Source organism: Prolixibacteraceae bacterium, from assembly GCA_019856515.1.
Lineage (GTDB): Bacteria > Bacteroidota > Bacteroidia > Bacteroidales > Prolixibacteraceae > Halosquirtibacter > Halosquirtibacter xylanolyticus.
Genome location: CP082230.1, coordinates 5,044,871 through 5,066,546 on the forward strand (window position 1 = coordinate 5,044,871; position 21,676 = coordinate 5,066,546).

Sequence of the window (21,676 nt, forward strand, 5' to 3'; positions counted from 1 at the left end):
TGTTTATGAGGTGAGGATGATGCTCGTAAAATAGTTTAAAAAAACTGTTTTAGAATAAATAAGATGATATCCATAATGGAATGTCTCTTTATTGTATGTGTGAAGTGTTTAATGTTAAAATAGGTGAAAATAAATTTGTGTTTGATTAATTGTAAAAGTATATTTATAAGAGTTCATATCGCTGTCATATTCAAATATTTGAAATAAAATCACTATTCTTCGGAATACTCTCTTGCATTATTGAACAAAGTGGTCATTTGTGATGAGATTTAGCAGTTTCGACAGATATTTGTTCTCAAAATCAACTGACTGCTTTATGAACAAGACCTGTTTCATCATATTTGGTGTAGCTGTTTATGATTTAATCTAACATATGTAAAAATTGTACTTATGATTTCAAAAGAAAATAGAGGGTTTATCTATGGAGCACGTATTCTAAATTCTATTCTACTCATTGGGCTTCTGTTCTTACTGATCACTTCATGTAATAAGAAAATGAAAAGTGAACATGAGTTTGAATATGTGATTAATGTATCTGAATCATTATCCTCTGAAAAAGAAACGGTGAAATTATCGGATTACTGTAGTCAAATTAATTACATCCCTCTTGAAACACATCCAGAGTGTCTATTGCGAAATATTCTTAAATTGGAGATGACCAAAAGGTATATCTATGTCTCAGATGGTAGACACGTCTATATGTTTGATAAACAAGGTCAGTTTATTAGAGAAATAAGTAAAATAGGGAAGGGACCTGAAGAACATGGTAAGTCAATTCGTTTTACATTAGATCAAAGAAATAATGAAATATTGATTTGTGATATTAGATCTTATCCAGCAAGAGTGTTGATCATGAATGCTTTAAACGGAAGCTATAAACGTACGATTCTTATAAATGAACAAGTTGACAAAGTTGATTTCTTGTCGGATGGTAGACTGATGTTTTTTACGATGGACTTGTCTAATCGAACCAGTAGATTTACGACAAATGAAATATTATTAACAGATCATAATGGAAATATCTTAGATTCGATTCAAGATAATAATCGATTATTGAATCATAATAATATATTGGGTACCATTGATAAACATTCATTAAATGGAAGTGTTTATTATATGGGGAATTACAAAAACAAAATGTATAAAGTGATGGATAAATTCATGAAAGTTCCATATGTTTTGTTTGATTATCAGAATAAAGTGGAATATAATGATCTTTATATTTCTCCTGAAAAGGGTGAAGAGTTTAAAGATCATATTATTATACGTAGGCCAGTGGAAGATCCGAATAATTTGTTTTTTATTACGCAATTTGGTGTTATGCCACCTCACTTGACCAAAGAAAACTTTATTTTTAGTAAAAGGACACATCAACTAATACATACAGAAAAGCTTATCAATGATGTAGATGGAGGTATGCCTTTTTGGCCTTCTTTTTATACCGATAATAAGTTAATTATGACTTCTAAAGCTCGAGATATTATCACTTATAGAGAAAAGAATAGCGGGGAGACTCTGAATAAGATTGCCAAGGACCTAAAGATGGATTCTAATCCAGTATTGGTTATTGCTCAATAATATTTTCTTCTTATTGAAATAGAATTTCATTCATTACTTTATGTATTCGTCGTCATGATAATAGATGGCCGAGATATTATTTCCTCCACTGCTATAAGACCTATTGTTTTTATAGCAGTGTTTTTATTTGCTTGATTACTCTCACCGATTTATCTAATTCATATCCCTAATATATGTGTTGAGAAAGTATTGTTTGTGATATTTTGATAATCATAAATATTTAACTATTAATCCTATTACAATACTTCAATAATATATTACTGAACAGATTCCAGTTTAAGATATAAGTTTAAAGCCCATCATTAGTTTTTGAGATAATATGCCAATTAATATAATCATCTTCTAGCTCTATTATTTTCAATTTTATTATGTAGAATAGTCTATGTAATGACGTGTTTTATTCTATTTTCTTATTGTATCTTGTTGAATATTATGATTATACGTGTTTTGAAGCATAAGTGTTTATATTGTTTTTTATGCATATATAAGGTAGTTTTATTAACAACTAAAACTATCTTAATATGAAACAGAGTGTAACTACTCAGGTAGTATTATAGTTTAGCCTCTATTAGATTTTAAATAGAGCTTCAAGAAGATAACTTTCAAAATTATCTATTCCCAGCTTAAGTTAACATTATTGCATGATAGCCAATATGCGATCATGTTCAGAACACTCTTTCCTTGTTTCTTTAATGTGTCGGTTATAGATCGCAACATGGCATACCTCTGCGCCCCTTCTTCTGTGCGATATCCCTTAGACACATTCTGTTTTACCTTGATGTTACGCATTGCTCTTTCCGAAGCATTATTATCAAACGGTACTTCATAATGATTTAAGAAAGTAAACACACTATCGATTTTCTTTATTAATCGTTGTCGTAATGTTCTGATTTCATCGAGCTGATCGTCATTTATGTCGATATTCAGAAGTTCTAATAATTTGGTCTTAAATGATGCTTCCTTATCTAGTGGGAAATCTTTTTCTTCAGCTTCCCGTTTTAATTTCATGGCTTCTGAAAAGAGATCTAATATATCTTGTGCCCATCTATTATTGGTCTGTTGCTTTATGTAGATTAATTCGCGTTGTAAATGAGCTAGACATAGTTGATAATGTTTGGCAGGGGTCTTTAGTTGAGAAGCATAGCAGTCACTTACTAAAGTAGCATTAGTAAATCCATCTTTGAAATTTTCTTCCACAACTTTATACCCTCTAGATCTATGTGCTGTGATAAAAGTTAGTTCATAATTTTGCCAAACCCACATCCATCCTTTACTGCCATCTATTTTACAACCTGTTTCATCAGATCCAACTATATTGGCATCTTCAATAGATTGACGTAGAGATTCATATAGGGGAGTGAATACCTTTTCTGCATGTTTTAAAATATTGTCAATAGTTCCATCTCCTATTTTATAGGAAGTCAGCTCTTCTACTAGCGAACTAATCCGATTTAAAGGGATATAGTGCTCTATATGCAGACTAAGAATTAGCGAACGTATGTTGGGACCATATTGAACTGGTGCATTAACATTGGATGGCATAGCTCCTTTATGGATTTGTCCACAACTGCATCTATTCTCATAAAGACGATGCTCAATACATATAGGTTCAATAACAGGGGGGATATCAAAAACTTGACGCTTGCATAGCAACCTAGCATCCTCAGGATTCAGTCTATTTCCACAACTACACTTAGCTAAAGGATGATGAGATTCGATATCGGTCGGTGTGGCATCTTGAAATAAAGTCATGCCTTTATGACCAAGTTGACCTCCTGATTTTTTATTAGATTTCTTGCGAAGAGATTGGTTCTTCTTTACTGTTGATAAATCTCTAGATGGAGGAAAACTGCTATTACCACTATTTTTCTTGCTACGTGATAGTTGATCTTCAAGAGTCTTAATCTTAGCATGAAGCATCGCATTTTCTTCTGACAAAGCTCTTACCTCCGACATAACAATGTCTAATTTTGCCAGTAAAGATTGTACTTGCTCTTTTAATGCCTTGTTTTCTTTTTCTAAACGATCAACTTTATTCATGCCTGCAAAGATCTATTCTTATGGTCAAAATAGAAAAGATAACAACTAAAAGTAATCAACAAATACATTGTTATTTATCAACATTGTACACCAAATCAACGTGTTTGAAGTTTTTGTCGGTTAAAACCTATCTGAAGAACCTGAGTAGTTACCACAGAGTTGCTATGGTAGAAGACGATTCCTTCTTCTACTCCCTTACGTTCTGTTTCTCTTTACTTGGATGAGTAGTTCTGTTCTGTTTGGTCAGAATGGCTCATTTGTTGTGAGAGGAACCATTATAGATGCTAGTACTACAGAACCTCTTCCTGGAGCTTCTGTTTACATCCCGAATAAAACGATAGGAACAGTGTCAAATGTGGATGGAAATTTTTCAATCAAGGTGCCAGAAGGTACTGCTTTACTTCGAGTTCGTTTTATTGGTTATGATGAGAAAGAAATAGAAGTCCGAAAAGGAAAGCGGTTGACGGTTCCTTTAGTATCTCAGTTGAATGAGACGGATGAAGTCGTTATTACGGCTATGGGTTTCCGTCGAGATAAGAAATCATTAGGTTATGCTATAAGTACAGTGGATGGCAAAGAATTGACTGTTGCGGGAGTTACTACAAACCCAATCGAAGGTTTGTATGGAAAAGCTGCAGGTGTAGGTGTTGCATCTAGTATTGCAGGCCCCATGGGTTCTGTAAATATAAAGATTCGTGGTGCAGCAGGTTTAGAAAGCTCTGCCAATACTCGCCCATTATTTGTTGTGGATGGAGTCCCAATTTATGACAAAGATAATGGAATGGCTACAAGAGGTTATGACCCTTTAAACTCTTTTGATTATGGATCAGGAATTAATGATATTAATCCTGAAGATATTGAATCGATGGAGATTCTAAAAGGAGCAAAAGCTTCAGTACTTTATGGTAGTGAGGGAGCTAATGGTGTTGTTTTAATAACAACAAAAAAAGGACGCAAAACTCGTGGGTTAGGAGTAAATGTAAGTTATCAACATTTCTGGAATGAGCCTGTAAGTTATATTGAATTTCAAAATGAATATGGTACTGGTGAGAATGAGTTTGACATCAATATGGTTGAGAATGATGATGGAACAGAGACGCGTGAGAGTGTTGTGAATCGATATAATTTTGGTCCAAAATTTGATGGTTCTCCAATACGTTTTATTGATGGAAAGACCTATCCTTATCAGGCATATGAAAACAACTTCATTGATCTGTTCAATACAGGATCCCATGATAATGTGACTGCTGCTATTTCCGGTGCATCTGAGAAAGGAAGTATGCGTCTCTCTTTTACAAAGAGTGATTATAAAGGGATCATGACCAATAACAAACAGGATAAGAATGTTGTTAGTTTCTCGGGAAGATATAATGCATCCACCTTTGCCACCTTTGAAGTTACATCTAACCTGTATAGTGTAAAGAGTCAGAATAGAAGTCCAAACATTCAACAGATCGTTGCTTTTGGTATTAATAGAGACTATCCATTGCAGGAGATTGCTTCATTGTATAAGAATGAAGATGGTTCAAAATTTAATGCTGAAGACAATGACTGGCCAACAAAGAATTATTCGCCTACCTATCTTATGGATTTCATGTGGCATCAAAATGAGAATAGTAATATTGATGATAAGTTCCACTATATTGGTTCTGCCAGAGTTAATCTTCGATTTACTCCTCATATCTCTTTTATTGGTCAAGCAGGTCTGGACTATACGGATACCGATTTTACTAGAAAAGATCCGCCACGTGTTTTAGAGCCTAAAATTATTGGTGGAAAGTATGCCTTTGAACGACGAAATGATCAAGTATTAAACTTAAAAGGATTCTTAAACTATAATAGAAGTTTCTTTGATGATAAGTACTTCCAATGACGTAATTTATGATATCTTACGATACGTGACACCATATATATCACTCATTTTTAATCACTTAAACATAAGTATCAAGCAAATATAATAACATAAACTAAATAGAATGATGTACTTATGTTCAATGTATCTTCATTTATTGGTTATGGTTATCGAAAGAATAGTTATAACTCTATCGGAGTGTCTACTTATGGTGATTTACAATTTCCAAACTATTGGTCTATTGAAAATATTAATGAATGGCCAACAATCGGAAATAAAGGGCGTGTGCGTTCTCACTCTTATGGTAGTCGTGTGATGCATAGTGTGATGGCTAGTGCTACATTATCTTATCGTGACAAAGTCTATTTAGAATTACAAGGGCGTAAGGATTGGAATTCTACACTTCCTTCATATAATAACAGTTACTTCTATCCAGGGGTTGCAGTAAACTGGAATTTTATAAGTGATGAAAGTTCTCCAATTCTAAATTTTGCAAAAGTTCGTTTGGCATGGGCTGATGTTGGACGTGGTGCACCTGGTTATTATTTCTTAAACAACAACTATAGTGCATCGTTAGTTCCAAATACGGAAGCGATAAAAATCTCTTCCCCAACTACACTTATTTCTGATTATATCAAGCCTGAAAGAAAACGGGAGTATGAACTAGGCATAGATACAAGGATGTTTCAGAATCGAGTAGAGACGAATTTGTCGTACTATCGTAGTAATACTTATGATCAAATAAGTAGAATTAATGTTCCACAGAGTTCTGCCTTGAAACAAATCAAGTTTAATGTGGGAGAGCAACTTAACTATGGAGTAGAACTTTATATTCGTGGTTCAGTCATTAAGACTAGAGATATGAGACTAGACCTTACTGCTACAGCAGCAATACAACGTTCGAAGATAAAGGATCTATATAATGGAATTACCTCAAACCCTATTGGAACCGTTGGAAACAGTGTAATCGTTAGAGCCACAGAAGGTCGTCCGTATGGTGAAATATATATGTATGATTTTAAAAGAGATGATGCAGGAAATAAGTTGGTGAATAAAGATGGTTTTTATTATTTAGATCGAGATAAAGAGATGACTGTTCAAGGGAATATTACCGATAAGTTGTTAGGAGGATTTATGATGGACTATTTTGTGAAAGGGTTTAATATTCATATCGGATTGGACTATCGACTTGGAGGAAAGTTATTCTCTTATTCGAACTATTATCTATTAGGAAATGGTATCTCTGAACAGTCTTTGGATTATCGTGATGAAGATCATGGTGGTTTAGCGTATTATATTGATGATAGTAGTCAAGAGCGTATACAATGGAAGCATCATCAAGCTGCTCCCGAAACTGCTTATAAAGGGAGAGTGTATCATGATGGTGTGATTCTTCCTGGTAAAGTTGAAAATAAAGATGGGAATAACGTTACCTATGAGAATAATGAGAAGATTCTCTCTGCACAGGAGTACTATTCGCAGTATATTAATGATATGAGTACGGACTTCTTTCCTGATAACCTTTATAAGAATGACTATATCAAGTTGAGAGAAGTGGCGGTGTCTTACACCTTCCCATCAAAATGGTCCAAATCGATTGGAATTCAGAAGTTAACTCTCAGTGCAATGGGGCGTAATCTATTCTATATTTATAAGTCAATTCCTAATATTGACTCTGAGTCAACATTAGGATCAAACTCTTTTGTCGAGAACTCATTTTATCCTTCTACAAGATCATATGGATTTGGAATTAATGTTAGTTTTTAATTGTATCTAAATAAAGAAAATCATGAAACAATATATAAAGATAATATTAAGTCCAATATTGATACTTGTGTTGCTGTTTGCTAATATTGGATGTAAAAGTGAGCTGGAAGAGGAATTTGATAACCCGAACCAATACGAACCTGAATTAAATAATAAAATTTCAGGTTTATTTACCTCTCAATGTAGTGAATGGAAGGTATTTGTTAAAGATTATGGAGAGTGGTATTGGCAGATGAGTGGTTTTGGTGTGATGTCCTATATTCAAGTGTCTGGACGTTATATAACCCCTCGTTATTCATTCTATGAATCTTATGAAGACTTGAATTCAGGAAATTATCTATCAGACCAAGGATTTACATGGTTTAATGATCTCTATATCAAAAATAGAAGTTGGGAGAAGATCCAATTCTTTTTGTCGAAAGCAAGCGAAGACGAGAGAGCTAACAGTAAGATATATTATACTCTTTCTTCTATTATCAAGGATATGTGCACCCTACGTTGTGTGGATCTTTATAATTCTATCCCATACTCTGAGGCATTTCAGGGCAACAAAGGACTCTTTTTCCCAAAGTATGATGATCCGAAAGAAATTTATACCACGGTATTGAAGGACCTTGGGGCATGTTATATTAGACTTGAGGATGAGTATAAAGGGATGTCTGCAGTTGCCAAGCAGCTTTTTCAAAAACAAGATCTAATATTTTCTGGAGATGTGTCAAAGTGGAAGAAGTATACCAATGCATTACGATTACGCTATGCAATTCATCTATCAGGAGTTGACCAAGAGTTTTCGGTGAATATTATGAAAGATGTGGTGAAAGACCTTCCCAATGAAGATTACTATTGGGATCTTCCTCATGTAAAGCCTGCGGATGAACTCCCTGGAGGAGGTACATGGCATCGAGGGATGTATGAAAGAACTTATGTCAGCTTTGTGCCGAATCTTATCGCTAACAGATTGAATTTTGGTAGCGCTAAGTACGAAGCTGATATTGATGATCCTCGTCTTCCTGTCTTGATGATGCCTACTTGCTTTAAAGATTATAGAGGAGTAAGTATGAATGCAGATAAGCAAGATCAAGCGTACAAAGATGGCCATAAATATTATCCTTATGGCAATGACTTGGCTTCTAGTATGGATGATACTTGGGATGAGAAGAACAAACGCTACGTTGGAAACACCAAATCAATGTGGAATTTTTCGACTTTTATGCATAATAATTTACCTGTAGATATTTTTACGCTAGCTGAGGTTGATCTATTGTTGGCTGAAGCAGAACTAAAGTTCCAAATAACTGGGATAACCGTAGCTGATCACCTTAAGAATGCCGTAATCCATTCGACTGATTTTTGGTATGCAATGAATGGATATAGTAATTATCCTGAAAAATTTGATGATCAGGAAGTGGTGGATATGATGCGACCAACAAAACCTTCATCTGGAGTTATACAACAATATGCAGAGATGTTGGCAAAGGCTTATCGAGCGAAGAGTGATAAAGCCGATCAGATAGAGATGATTATGCAACAGAAGTTTATTCATATTAACTTACTTCGCCCTTACCAACTATGGACCGACTTGAGGAGAACTTGTCATCCAAAGCTAGAACCTTTTACTTTTGACAGTAAGGTAATGACTCCTATGCCAAATCGTATAAAATATCCATCATCTGAATTTACCTCTAATACGGATAACTATATGAAGGTGAATAAGGAAGATGATTTTACAAGTCTTATTTTCTGGGTGTCAGAAGAGAAGAAAACAGAAGGGTATTATCGAACAGAAGATATTCCTTTCTCCCAGAAGCCTACTTTTTAATCTTTTATTGATTTCAATGAAACGTGATTGTAAAGGGAGTGTTTATGTATAAGCACTCCTTTTAAAATTTTATTTTGGTGGATGAGAATAAGCACAAGGCATGATACATTATTTAATATAATAAAAAAGAGTTGTGAGTAGAGGTTTTACAAAAAACTTGTAGGCTTCGTTTTTATTTTTTAAATATTATTACATGAAATGCGAACAAACTACTTGTTCAATATCTTCTATTGTATACCTTTGGTGATATCACTAAGTTATGAAATTGGTGGTCACTGACTCGATGAAGTATCACTTGTTTATGTCGAGATAAGTTGGTAGATAAAAATGAGAATAGTAATGAAGAAAAAGATATTGATTACTGGAGGAGCAGGGTTTATAGGCTCTCATTTGGTACGTTTAATGGTTCAAAAGTATCCAAATTACAACATATACAATTTAGATGCATTAACTTATGCTGGGAATTTGTCTAACTTAAAAGATATCGAATCGTTCTCAAACTATAAATTTATCAAAGGAGATATTCGTGATAGTGATTTACTGTATGACTTGTTTCAAGAATATGATTTTGATGGCGTAATTCATTTGGCTGCAGAATCACATGTGGATCGTTCTATTGAAGACCCCCTCGCTTTTGTAAATACAAATATTATCGGTACCGTTAATTTATTGAATGCAGCAAAAAGAACATGGCATGGACAATATGAAGGCAAATTGTTCTATCATATTTCTACCGATGAGGTATATGGCTCTTTAGGAGCAGAAGGATATTTCGAGGAGACTACACCTTATATGCCTCATAGCCCATACTCTGCCTCCAAAGCGAGTTCTGATCACTTGGTGCGGGCATATCATGACACTTATGGTTTTCCAATTATCATAAGTAACTGTTCAAATAATTATGGACCAAATCAATTCCCTGAGAAATTGATCCCCCTTTTTATTCATAATATCTTGCAGGGTAAAGCCCTACCTGTTTACGGTAAAGGAGAGAATGTGCGAGATTGGTTATACGTGGTAGATCATGCTCGTGCTATTGATCTTATATTTCACGAAGGAAAAGATGGTGAAACATATAATATTGGAGGTTTTAATGAGTGGACCAATATCGATTTAATCCGTTTGATGTGTCGTTTGATGGATCAAAAACTAAATCGAGAAGAAGGACACTCTGAAAAACTTGTTACCTATGTCACAGATCGTGCTGGTCATGATTTACGTTATGCGATTGACGCAACCAAACTTCAGCGAGAATTAGGCTGGGAGCCATCACTTCAATTTGAGGAGGGACTATCTAGGACCATTGATTGGTACTTGAATAATAATGTTTGGATGGAAGAGGTGACTAGTGGTACATACCAAGAATATTATGAAAAAATGTATAATGACAGATAATCCTCAAAAAGTATGAAAGGAATTATATTAGCAGGAGGATCAGGGACACGCCTCTTCCCATTAACTAAAGTAGTATCTAAGCAGCTATTGCCTATTTATGATAAACCTATGATCTATTATCCACTGTCTGTATTAATGTTGACAGGGATAAGAGATATCTTGATCATTTCTACTCCAGATGATCTTCCATTATATAGAGAGTTATTAGGAGATGGCTCTCAGTTAGGAATGCATTTTGAATATGTCGTTCAACCAAGTCCTGATGGTTTGGCACAAGCGTTTATACTTGGAGAGTCGTTTATTGGATCAGATGATGTCTGTTTGGTTTTAGGTGATAATATCTTTTATGGTGCAGGATTGCATCGTTCAGTATTGGATGCTAAAGAGATTGTGGAAAAAGAGCGTAAATCAGTCGTTTATGGATATTATGTCAATGATGCGGAACGTTATGGTGTTGCTGAATTTGATAAGGATGGGCATGTGATCTCCATTGAAGAGAAACCACAACATCCAAAATCTAATTATGCGGTAGTAGGCCTCTATTTTTATACCAATGATGTAATTGAAGTCGCCAAAGCTATTACACCTTCTACTCGTGGGGAATTAGAGATTACCTCTGTTAACCAACACTATTTAAAGGAAGGCAACCTTAAAGTCAACCTTCTTGGGCGAGGGTTTGCATGGTTAGATACTGGCACGCATGATGCGATGGCCAATGCCACACAGTTTGTTCAAGCCATTGAAACACGACAAGGGCAGAAAATTTCTTGTATCGAAGAGATTGCATGGCGAAAGGGGTTTATTGATGATGCCCAATTATTAGAACTTGCTTATCCTATGCGAAACAATGACTATGGCAAATATCTAGAACGACTGATAGAGCATAGAACATATTGAAATGCAATATATTTATAGAAAGTTGGTATAAGAAGTGATACCATCGGTTCGTGTAAGTACTGACGTTATGTCTCCTGTATATAATAGGATTATTATAGAGGGGAGCAGATATTTGGTATCTGCTCTCCTTGCTATCTACTATAAGTGTTGAGTATGTATTTTAATTACCGAAGCCATATCTTCTTCCATACCTTTGGGCATGGTTAGATGAAGTCCATCCTCTTTTAGTTTCCATTTAATTTTGTGCTTTGAACCGAGTACTTTTACTCCCTTTACTTTGCCATAATGATCATTATTGGCTTTGTTAAAAGCAGTTAACACGTACTCCCTCTTAGGAGTGACTTTACCTAAAATGGTTGCAAATACAGTGTTCTTTTTTGTGGTATAACGAATATCCTCTTCCGTATATTTGATCTTCAAGAACTTCTTATGGTTATTGAAATGTCCATCCGGTTCTTTCGTTGGGCCTTCGCCAAAGGTATACCATGGTCTGGTAGCATAAATAGACTCACCATATTTTTTTAACCATGATCCCATATCTCGTAATACTTTTTGTTGGTCTTGAGGAATCGTACCGTCAGCTTTTGGCGAGACATTAAGAAGAAGCACCCCATTTTTACTCACAATATCGATCAGTACATGAAGAACATCCTCCGATGGTTTAACCTTAAGATTGTCAGTGTAACACCAGCTGCCTTTGCTGATGGTTTCATCTGTCATCCAAACATGCTTTTCAATCTTATTCTTTCTCGACTTTTCAAGATCATCTACTGTAAATTCGATAGGTAGGTCATTCTGCTTTCTAACAATAACTACATCTTTATGCCACTTTTTAGCTTCTTGAAGGTAGTATGTACAGAATTTCTTACGGTAGTTCTCTGGAATTCGATCTAGCCATGAGTCAAACCATATGATATCTGGCTGGTATTTGTCTATGACCTCTTTTAACTTACCAAACCAAACCTTCTCATTCCATTCCGCTTCTGGAATATTACCATAAAGGTATGCCAATTCAGGGTCTTTTGTTGTAGGAGGTGTACCAGGGAAATAGGGATAATGAGAATCTTGAAACCTTCCTTTATGGTTTGCAATTTCATCCTCATAACGATCGCTATATCTCTGAAGATTTCTGGCATGGTGAAATGTCGTAATAAATTTCATACCATGTTTGTCCATCTCCTTTTTCATCTCTCCTACAATGTCTTTATGGGGCCCTTTGTCCATAGAATTCCATGGTGTAACCTCACTATCCCACATCGAAAAACCATCATGATGCTCTGCTACGGGGCCTGCAAACTGTGCTCCTGCATCTTCAAAAAGTTGTACCCATTCCGCTGCATTAAAATTCTCCGCTTTAAACATGGGAACAAAATCATGGTAAGCAAACTTGTCAAAGTTACCATATGTTTTCACATGGTGCTTATATATTCCTCTGTTCTTGAAATGAACATTCCTAGGGTACCACTCATTACCATAAGCAGGTACAGAGTAGACTCCCCAATGAAAGTATATCCCTAACTTTGCATCGGCAAACCATTTGGGTGAGGCTTGATGATTTTTAAGCTCTTTCCAGTCCTCTTTAAACTCTTTTTTCTCTTCCTTCTTTGAGGATAATGCTTGACAAGGAGGAGTTATAACAAAGCTACTTACTATCAACATAGCAAGTATTGCTTTTTTAACAACGGAATTAATAGAATAATCCATTTTACACATATTTAGTTAACTGTTTTCAAAAGATAGAATTGTTATTAAAGGATAATAATGAGATCCTAATTAACACTATTCTGCATCACTTTATTATATGAAAAAGACCAAAAAGTATAACTTTTAGAACATTTCAAGATGATTGCACCGATGTGTTACACTAAAGATCATTTCATGTTAATCAATATAGTCTACCTTATTGAATCCACTGTATGATATTGTTCTATATATGTTCTGATATGTGTAAAATAGTTTACTTTGAGTGATCATCTAAATTGGTGCGATCATTAGAGCTCTGTGTTTCATCGTAATTAAATACTGTTTTGTGCAAATTATTGGAATAAGCGATTTCTAATAATCTGTAATAAGCTTTGTTATACCAATACGGTTCTTAAAAGAGGTACTCCAAGCTATTATTTGTCCGTATTTATTATACTTAAACATAAGAATAACCGTTTATGTGGAGGATACATGATCCTTAGAATACTTATTAAATTCTCAATAATAAATAATAAAGATAAGATGTCAAAGTTATTGGTAGAAGTAAAACTTGGTCCTCGAGCAGAACTCTTTAATGTGAAATACCAAACGAAAAATAAGTTCTACAGAGATAACATAAATATTGACACGGATCAATATCGCATTATTCTAGATGGCGTATTTGTAAACAGACTAGATCTGTGCACCCACTACCGGAAAGAACAATGGAGTGAAGTCATTAATGAACTTGTGAATCATTATGGATTAACATTTCACGAGAGACTTAGAGGGTCTTACTATGGTTTGATTTATGACAAACAACGAAGTGAATGGTGTTTTTTTGGGGACGAGATCAACTCAAAGCCACTTTTCTACTACCAGTCAAAGGACTTTGTTTTAATGGGGAATAATATTTTTGATATGGTTTCTCATATTAAGAGCAAAGGTGATAGTGTGTCTATATCCATCCCTTCATGTTATGATTTATTGACTCGAGGGTTTATGGTTGAGTCTAATACAATCGTTTCAGAAATAAATAGATTAAGAACTGGCTTTCGTCTAAGGGGTTCAAATGACCTTGCTTATACTGAATGTTATTATAAAATTTCATTAAAGTCAGACAATTCCATTAAGATGTCAGATGCTGTCGAGATTGTTGATGATCTGTTTTTGAAAGCTATAGATCGAAATTTTAAACTGGATGATGATTATCGTTTCAAACATATCGCATCATTAAGTGGTGGATTAGACTCTCGAATGACAGTGATGATGGCTCACAAGATGGGATATGATGACCAACTAAATTTTACTTTTGCACAATCTGGTACGTTGGATTCGGAAATAGCTTCCCAAATAGCTTCAGATTTAAATCATGAATGGATTTTTCAATTTCTTGATAATGGTAACTTCTTGAAGAATCTTGATCAGACGACCCAAGTTTCACAAGGACTCGCATTATATTTTGGATTTTCTCATGGCTATTCAATGATTAAGAATATTAATCTTGATAATTATGGTGTTGTACATACGGGACAAGTTGGGGATGCTGTAATAGGTAGTTTTATGAATACTCCTACGGGGCAGGATAGAATTGATCCCAATGGGGGAGGGCATTCACTTGCTTTTTTGGAAAAACAGAGCTTGATGGATTTGAATTTCTATGAGAATCAAGAACATTTTATGATCTATAATAGAGCATTAGGGGCTGCCAACATGGGAAGTAATGTGTATTATCAATATACCGAATCATTATCCCCTTTCTTAGATCATGACTTCTTATCATCACTGTATAATATTCCATTATCGTTACGTTATGACCATCGTTTGTATAAGAAATGGATACTTACCAAACATCCTGAGTGTGCAAGATATATTTGGGAGGGGATAGGATGTAGAATCGACAGTCCAATGGCTCGCAGATTATCTATAGGCAAGTATAGCATTATTTGGAATCGTATTCCTGCATTTGTACTTCGTGGGTTAAGAGTACAACCAGATAAGTGGAATGACAAAACACATATGAATCCAATAGGTTACTATTATTCTCATAATGACTCATTACGAAAATGGATGAATTCGTATGTAAATGAATCTATTGATCTATTAGATTTTGATAAAGAGTTGAAACATGATTGTTTGAGGTTATTTAATTCAGGGAATTGTTTAGAGAAAAACCTTACATTATCTCTATTAGGGATGATCAAAGCGATAGATAAATGTTAAATGAAGGAAAGAGCATGTTGTTTGGTGGTTTAAAATGGAGTTCTATCAATAAGATCATGACTTCCATTTTTCACCTTGTACAGGTTGCTGTTTTGGCACGGTTTCTCGATACTGATGTTTTTGGATCATTGGCTATAGCGATGGTTGTAGTTAGCTTTACTCATGTGTTTGTCGAAATGGGGGTCACTACTGCTCTTCTACATAAACAGACAATATCTAAAGTGCAATACTCTAGTTTGTATTGGCTTACAATTATCTCATCTTTATTGAGTTATTTCGTCCTATTTTTAGTTGCACCTATTATTGCCGAACTTTATAACTCCATGGGGTTAGTTGATGTAATAAGAGTACTTGGATTAAATCTTATTTTGATCTCTTTAGGAAAATTACATCATACATTTCTACAAAAGAATTTTATGTTCAGAGAGATCTTTTATGGGGAATCTATTTCAGTATTAATAGGCACCGTATTTGCGATCACTCTATGTTTTAATGGTTATGGAATATATAGTTTGGTCTACTCCACTTTAATAAGATCGGTTGTTGCAAGTTTAGTTTTTATTCTGATAGATTATGCCAGGCACCCTCTGCTGTTCACCATATCAATTCATGGAACACTCTCTTTTTATCGAATTGGGTTCTATTCGATGGCGACTTCACTATTAGACTTCTTGTCCAAAGAGATGGATATAATAATTTTAGGTGCAGTATTATCACCTTCTTCTGTTGGGGTTTATACTCTTTCAAAGGAGTTCGGGTTAAGGCTGTTTAGGCTGATAAATCCTGTTATAACCTCTGTTTTAAGTCCCTATTTCTCCTTGATGCAGCAGCAAAAAGAGAAGTTAAAAGAGACCTATTTAATGGTTGTTAGAGCCATGGCCCTTATAAATTTCCCTATATATATGATAGTTGCATTAGGTGCAGGAGAGATCCTAACTGTCTTTTATGGATCAGCCTATTTTGAAGGTAGAACGGTTCTATTATTCTTATCATTGGCATATGCCATTCAGGCCGTCGGTAGTCCTGTTGGTGCACTACAGGTGGCAACAGGTAAAACAAATCTCGGATTCTATTGGACTGTAGTTCGTGTGATAATTACTCCAGTTGTAATATATATTGGTAGTTTGGGAGGAATGAATATGGTCGCACTTTCTTATTTTATTGTATCTCTTATCTATCAGTATCCTGCATGGAGAATAATGATAAGAAAGATGATATCCGTACCATTTGTCAACTATCTACGATGTTATGTTTGGACTTTGATGGTAATGCTTATTAGTCTTATCTTAAGTATGATGATCTGCTCATATATAACGGTTTCATCCATGATATTACTTTTATGTTGTAAAGTGTTCATCGTCTTATCTATTTATGCGGTCTTAACTTACTTTATGAATCCTAAAGGAGGACATCTGTATGTGATTTGGATAAAAGACATAAAGAAACATCTATATTCTGTATGAAGAAGATCTATGCGGAATGGATATATAATGATCGGACTTACAGGCCTTCTCAGTCTCTTTGACCTAATACCTATCGCTTCGCACTGGGCTATTAACTGTAGCACTTTCAGTGCATGCCGCAATAACATGAGTTCGAAAAAATGATTTATCTGTTCAGATCAATAAACAGGGTTTTATTAGTAATAAATACTGACTATAACTAAAAGGTTGTTGCATTAGGATCTATATTTTATGACCCTAATATTGGGATATTCCATTACAAGCCCAATGAATCCTCTTTGATTTATTGGGCTTGTATTTATCTAGCCAAAATAAAGGCTGTGCTTTATATTTGTTTGATATCGTGTATGTTCTGTTGTTAAACATGTTCTGTTTATTCTTAATTAAAGGAGTATTATGCTACTTTTATATAAGAGTCTATTAAGTTGGAATACAATGTGTTTGTTTTTAATATATGTGTAATATCTTAATTGAGTTGTAACTGCTTCATATAGGTTCTAACAGTAAAACTAAAAAGACACAACTATTCATCTTAGATTTGTTTAATATAAGATAATGTGCATGAAAATAAAAAGGGCATAAGTTGATCATCTCTAAATTTATGTTGTACGTTATTTAATATCAGCTCTTATAGCTGAAGTTTTTAAGATAAAGCCTTATTAATGGCTATGTCTTTAGTGTGATTAATAGATCTGTTCGTAAAGTCTCATTTTAAAATTGAATGTCAAAAATAAAGACAGTCATGTCGTTATATGATATGGACTGTTGTTTATTCATTTAATAATAAATATCTGCTTTATGAAAAGATTATGCTTTTTGACCTGCCTCGTTGCAGTATTAATAACTTCTTTAACTGCTGGGGCTATGAATCCCAAGAAAAAGTTAAAGAAGATGCCTTCAAACCAAACCTACACTTGGACAAAAAATACCTCCACAATACTACAGTGGGTTCCTGGAGAAGGTGATAATGCCTATACTAGAAGTACCGTTCCTCTCGCGAAACGTAGACAGATTGTTGGCTTGAAAGCCAATGCAAATGCTCGCCCTAATGAGGCTAAAGTTCATGTGCTTTCCATGTCTGCCTCTCCCGATGTAGGACGTGCAAGTAACCGTACTCCTCATGGATATTTAAGTGATGAGCTATGGTGTTTTAGCTTTTGGCAATATGTTTATAGTTATGCTTGTTGGGATATCAACTATGCTGGACCTTTTAATATGAAAGCACCACCGGCAGATATGATTGATGCAGCCCATCGTAATGGTGTTCGTGCCTATGGCTTATTGGGTGAAGGTCCAAGCAAGTGGTATAATATTCTATTACGAAAAGAGCTGGATGGTCGTTTTAGAGTAGCGGATAAGCTTATTGATGCCTGCGAATATTTTGGCTTCGATGGTTACTTTTACAACTTCGAAAGATCAATCAATTCGACTCAAGCAAGATTGCTGAGAGAGTTTTTGAAGTATTTTGAAACAGCTTCACAGAAGAGAGGTCTTGATTTGTCTATTCATTTCTATGATGCCTTAACTCTGTCAGGAGTGGTGAGCTATCAGAATATGCTTAACGATGCAAACAAAGCCTTCTTTCAAGATGGGGACGACCTTGTTAGTGACGAGTATTTCTTAAACTACTGGTGGACAAGAAACAGTTCATCCTCTATGACATCCCACTACCCTTATCGTTCTAAGCAGAAGGCTATTGAGATTGGACGTAGTCCATATGATGTATATTCGGGTATTGAGTTAGAGAAAACAGTTAATGATGTACTAAATCGTAATGTGAACACTAGGTGTATGCCGCTGGTCTGCCCCAAAGGGCATCCACACCACACCTCTATAGGACTATTTAACCCTGATGCTACTACGTGGCGTAGAGCAAAAACAATGGATGATTTCTATGATCGTTCTAGTCGATTCTGGGTAGGACAGAATCACAATCCAAAGAAAACCGTTGGCCCTTGGCACTGGAAAGGCATTGCAAACTATATCCCTGCTTCAACGCCGATTACTTCCATCCCTTTTGTAACCAATTTCGGTACTGGTCATGGTAAGAAGTTCTTTGAGAATGGAAAACAGATTCGCAATCGTCCATGGAGTAACCGTACGTTCCAAGATATCTTACCAACATGGAGATGGATGGTATTTAGTACTGGGGCTAAAGTTGCTGTGGATTTCGATTGGAGTGATGCATTCTATGGTAGTAATAGTTTGAGAATAAAAGGCGATGTGACTGCGGATAATGAGGTTCGTCTCTATATGTCCGACTTGCCTGTCTCTACAGAGACTAATTTTCAAGTGGTGTATAAGAGTGGTAAAGCCAATCAACCTACGCATATGAAGCTTGCACTTTGTACGAACCCGAAAACCAAAGAGTGGCACTATTTCCCTCTAGGTAGTAGTACTTCTGAAGAGTGGAATATGAAAAATATAGCTATCGGTCAGTTGGCAGGTAAGCGAATTAAGGCTGTTTCATTATTAGTTGAGGGGGCTGCAGGTAGTAATTATGAGATGAAAATAGGTCGTTTTGCGGTATTGAATGGAACACCAGTGGCTCCAGCAGCAGCATCTAATCTTTCGATCGTAAGTCAAGTCGAAGAGACTGCTGATGTGGCTTCAGTAAGTTTGAGTTGGGATCATTCTTCAGACATCAATGATAAGAGGATCTATTATTATAATGTTTATAAAAAGAGTGCAGATGGAACTCGCACTCATTTAGGTGGAAGTAGTTGTGAAGGATATTTTGTGCAAGAATTGAAACGTCTTCCTACAGAGAATAAGGCTGTGATCGAAGTGGTGGCTGTAAGCAATGACTTTGCATATTCCGATCCAATAACAATTCCTGTGTCATTCCAAAGTGTTGCAACTCCAGTGGCATCTTTTGATGCCAACATTAAGAGAGTAAAGGTCAATTCAGATGTGACGTTTAGTTCAAAATCAACTGGAGCCTCTGTTTTCGAATGGTCTTTTGAAGGGGGAACCCCAGCAACAAGTACGCAAGAAAATCCAGTGGTACGCTACAACACTCCTGGAGACTATCGTGTAACATTGAAAGTAACCAACGCCAATGGTGATGATACGATGGTGAAAGAGAATTACATCACCTGTTTCGAAATTCCACAAGTTCCTATGGAAACTAAGCAGGTGTCATTATCGTCACAGTGGCAAACTATTTCACTGTCTAATGTGTATACTACTCCTGTGGTTGTCGGAACCGTAACTGTTCCATCAAATAGTGCCGTAAGTGCAGTCGTTCGCATTAAAGATGTTACTGAGAGTAGTTTTCAAGCCAAACTGCAGGTGCCAAGTAATAAGCCATTAACAGAGAACTATACAACCCATTTCTTGGTGGTCGAAGAGGGAGTCTATACCCAGGCTAGTCATCAGTTTAAGATGGAAGCGAAAATTGTGTCAAGTGTGAAAACTTCATCACAACCGAATGGATACATCTCTGAATTAAGAAACTATTACAACAGCTATACAACCCCTGTGGTGTTAGGGCAAGTAATGAGTAATAACAACCCTTCTTGGTCTGTTTGTTATACCAGTTCAGATGTGACGACTAATCCTCCAACTGCATCCAAATTGTCCGTGACAAAGCATGTTGGTGAAGCATCTGTCGGTCACTATACAGAACAGATTGGCTATATCGTAATGGAGTCAGGACGTCATCACTTACAAGGCATGGAGATTCAGTCTGGAGTCACCTCCGCTTCAGTACGTGGAATGGATGGATATAGTGCTGCAGGAGCCAATTATACCTCTTTGACAGGAGCGAATTTTGCATCAGCAACCCAAGCAGGAATCAAAGGAAATAATGGAGGATGGCCTGCCCTTTATAGTAGCAATGCAATTCAACCCAATGCACTATCTCTAGTTTGTTTGGAGGATCAAGTGACAGATGTTGAAAGAACACATATTCCTGAGAATATTACCTATATGGTGATGCGTACGACTACAACAGATGCTGTCACATCACGCAAATTAATGGATACCAAATCAGAAACATCCGTGGTTGCACCGATAGATGTTACTCTCTATCCGAATCCTTTTATTTCGGTGTTGAATATTCGTTCATCCTATGAGTTCGCCTTTGCTGGACAGATAAAAATTCGAAATATTTTAGGGCAACAGATCTATTCTCGACCTACGGATTCGGGTTACTTCTATCCAACGCAAATCGATCTATCTTCATTTGACAAGGGAATATATATATTCGAATTGGTAGATGGAGATCGTGTTGTCTACAACACGCGAATAGTAAAGTACTAATAGTACCCACCTTTTTTACATGAACTGTTTTTAAGTTTTTTATAAAAAAAAGGAGCCATTATGTATAATTTTTTGTCTGATATAAATGGTCGTATTTTAGCTTTCTATGTATGACAAAAAGTTGATTGTTGAAAGAGAGGTGTTCTTTGGAGCATCTCTCTCTCTTTTTTAGGATCTTTCCAAGAATTGGTGGAAAACAGGTCATATTAGGCCATGTCTACTCGCTAGTCTAAAGTCTAATATGCTACTGTCTAGATGTGTCCCCTCGATGAAATTATAACTCATTCTAAATCTTCTTGCTCGTCTCTCTACCGTTTGTACAATAGCGTTAAATCCACCTAAAATATCAATGTTTATTTCATTCTATATGCAGTGGTCAAACAGCCGCTGAAAACGGTCTTAAAACCTATTGAAAACGGTTCCAATACGGTGACTTTACATGAATAACGCAAAGCTTATTCGGAGTTGGGCCATAAAAATTGCCAAAATATTGAGTGAACTATGAAGGAACCATGAACTAAGTATGAACCATCACCGTATTTGAACCGTTTGAGAGTCGTTTTAAGACCGTGTTATATTAGGGTGAAATATCTGGTTGTCGATGGTGAAATAGGTATAAGGATAGGGGCATGCGAGAGTGGTGATTTCCTTATACGAAAAATTGACAGCTATTAAATTGCCGTTTACAGGTGT

General features: G+C 35.6%; 11 protein-coding genes. 9 read left to right on the plus strand and 2 right to left on the minus strand.

What is annotated here, in order from left to right:
* The first annotated feature begins 390 nt into the window (after positions 1–390).
* Positions 391–1,578 carry a 6-bladed beta-propeller gene (locus K5X82_18570; GenBank protein QZT37206.1) on the plus strand — a complete coding sequence of 396 codons (1,188 nt, stop codon included), beginning with the start codon at positions 391–393 and terminating at the stop codon, positions 1,576–1,578.
* A 612-nt stretch (positions 1,579–2,190) separates the two neighbouring features.
* On the opposite strand, the gene K5X82_18575 is transcribed toward K5X82_18570, so the two are convergent.
* Positions 2,191–3,618: an IS66 family transposase gene (locus K5X82_18575; GenBank protein QZT37207.1), complete on the minus strand. Its 1,428-nt coding sequence runs from the start codon at positions 3,616–3,618 to the stop codon at positions 2,191–2,193.
* A gap of 220 nt (positions 3,619–3,838) precedes the next feature.
* Here K5X82_18575 and K5X82_18580 point away from each other — a divergent pair, with 220 nt between their 5' ends.
* The 5 genes from K5X82_18580 (at position 3,839) to rfbA (ending at position 11,348) form a co-directional block, all read left to right on the plus strand.
* A complete protein-coding gene (locus K5X82_18580) occupies positions 3,839–5,491 on the plus strand; it encodes a carboxypeptidase-like regulatory domain-containing protein (GenBank protein QZT37208.1) in 1,653 nt (550 codons plus the stop codon).
* Between the two features lie 114 nt (positions 5,492–5,605).
* Positions 5,606–7,237, plus strand: a complete 1,632-nt coding sequence (locus K5X82_18585) for a hypothetical protein (GenBank protein ID QZT37209.1) — start codon at positions 5,606–5,608, stop codon at positions 7,235–7,237.
* A 22-nt stretch (positions 7,238–7,259) separates the two neighbouring features.
* Positions 7,260–9,056, plus strand: coding sequence for a SusD/RagB family nutrient-binding outer membrane lipoprotein (locus K5X82_18590; GenBank protein QZT37210.1), 1,797 nt, complete (start codon positions 7,260–7,262; stop codon positions 9,054–9,056).
* A gap of 339 nt (positions 9,057–9,395) precedes the next feature.
* Positions 9,396–10,451 carry a dTDP-glucose 4,6-dehydratase gene (rfbB, locus tag K5X82_18595; protein QZT37211.1) on the plus strand — a complete coding sequence of 352 codons (1,056 nt, stop codon included), beginning with the start codon at positions 9,396–9,398 and terminating at the stop codon, positions 10,449–10,451.
* Between the two features lie 12 nt (positions 10,452–10,463).
* Positions 10,464–11,348, plus strand: a complete 885-nt coding sequence (gene rfbA / locus K5X82_18600; protein QZT37212.1) for a glucose-1-phosphate thymidylyltransferase RfbA — start codon at positions 10,464–10,466, stop codon at positions 11,346–11,348.
* Between the two features lie 138 nt (positions 11,349–11,486).
* On the opposite strand, the gene K5X82_18605 is transcribed toward rfbA, so the two are convergent.
* Complete coding sequence (locus K5X82_18605; GenBank protein QZT39159.1) at positions 11,487–13,040, minus strand: alpha-L-fucosidase; 1,554 nt, start codon at positions 13,038–13,040, stop codon at positions 11,487–11,489.
* A 534-nt stretch (positions 13,041–13,574) separates the two neighbouring features.
* On the opposite strand from K5X82_18605, the gene K5X82_18610 reads away from it, so the two are divergent.
* From K5X82_18610 to K5X82_18620, 3 genes are all read left to right on the plus strand, one after another.
* Positions 13,575–15,254 carry a hypothetical protein gene (locus tag K5X82_18610; protein ID QZT37213.1) on the plus strand — a complete coding sequence of 560 codons (1,680 nt, stop codon included), beginning with the start codon at positions 13,575–13,577 and terminating at the stop codon, positions 15,252–15,254.
* Positions 15,248–16,717: an MOP flippase family protein gene (locus K5X82_18615; GenBank protein QZT37214.1), complete on the plus strand. Its 1,470-nt coding sequence runs from the start codon at positions 15,248–15,250 to the stop codon at positions 16,715–16,717. Before K5X82_18610 ends, K5X82_18615 begins: the two co-directional genes overlap by 7 nt.
* A 798-nt stretch (positions 16,718–17,515) precedes the next feature.
* Positions 17,516–20,983 carry a T9SS type A sorting domain-containing protein gene (locus tag K5X82_18620; protein ID QZT37215.1) on the plus strand — a complete coding sequence of 1,156 codons (3,468 nt, stop codon included), beginning with the start codon at positions 17,516–17,518 and terminating at the stop codon, positions 20,981–20,983.
* Positions 20,984–21,676 lie beyond the last annotated feature (693 nt).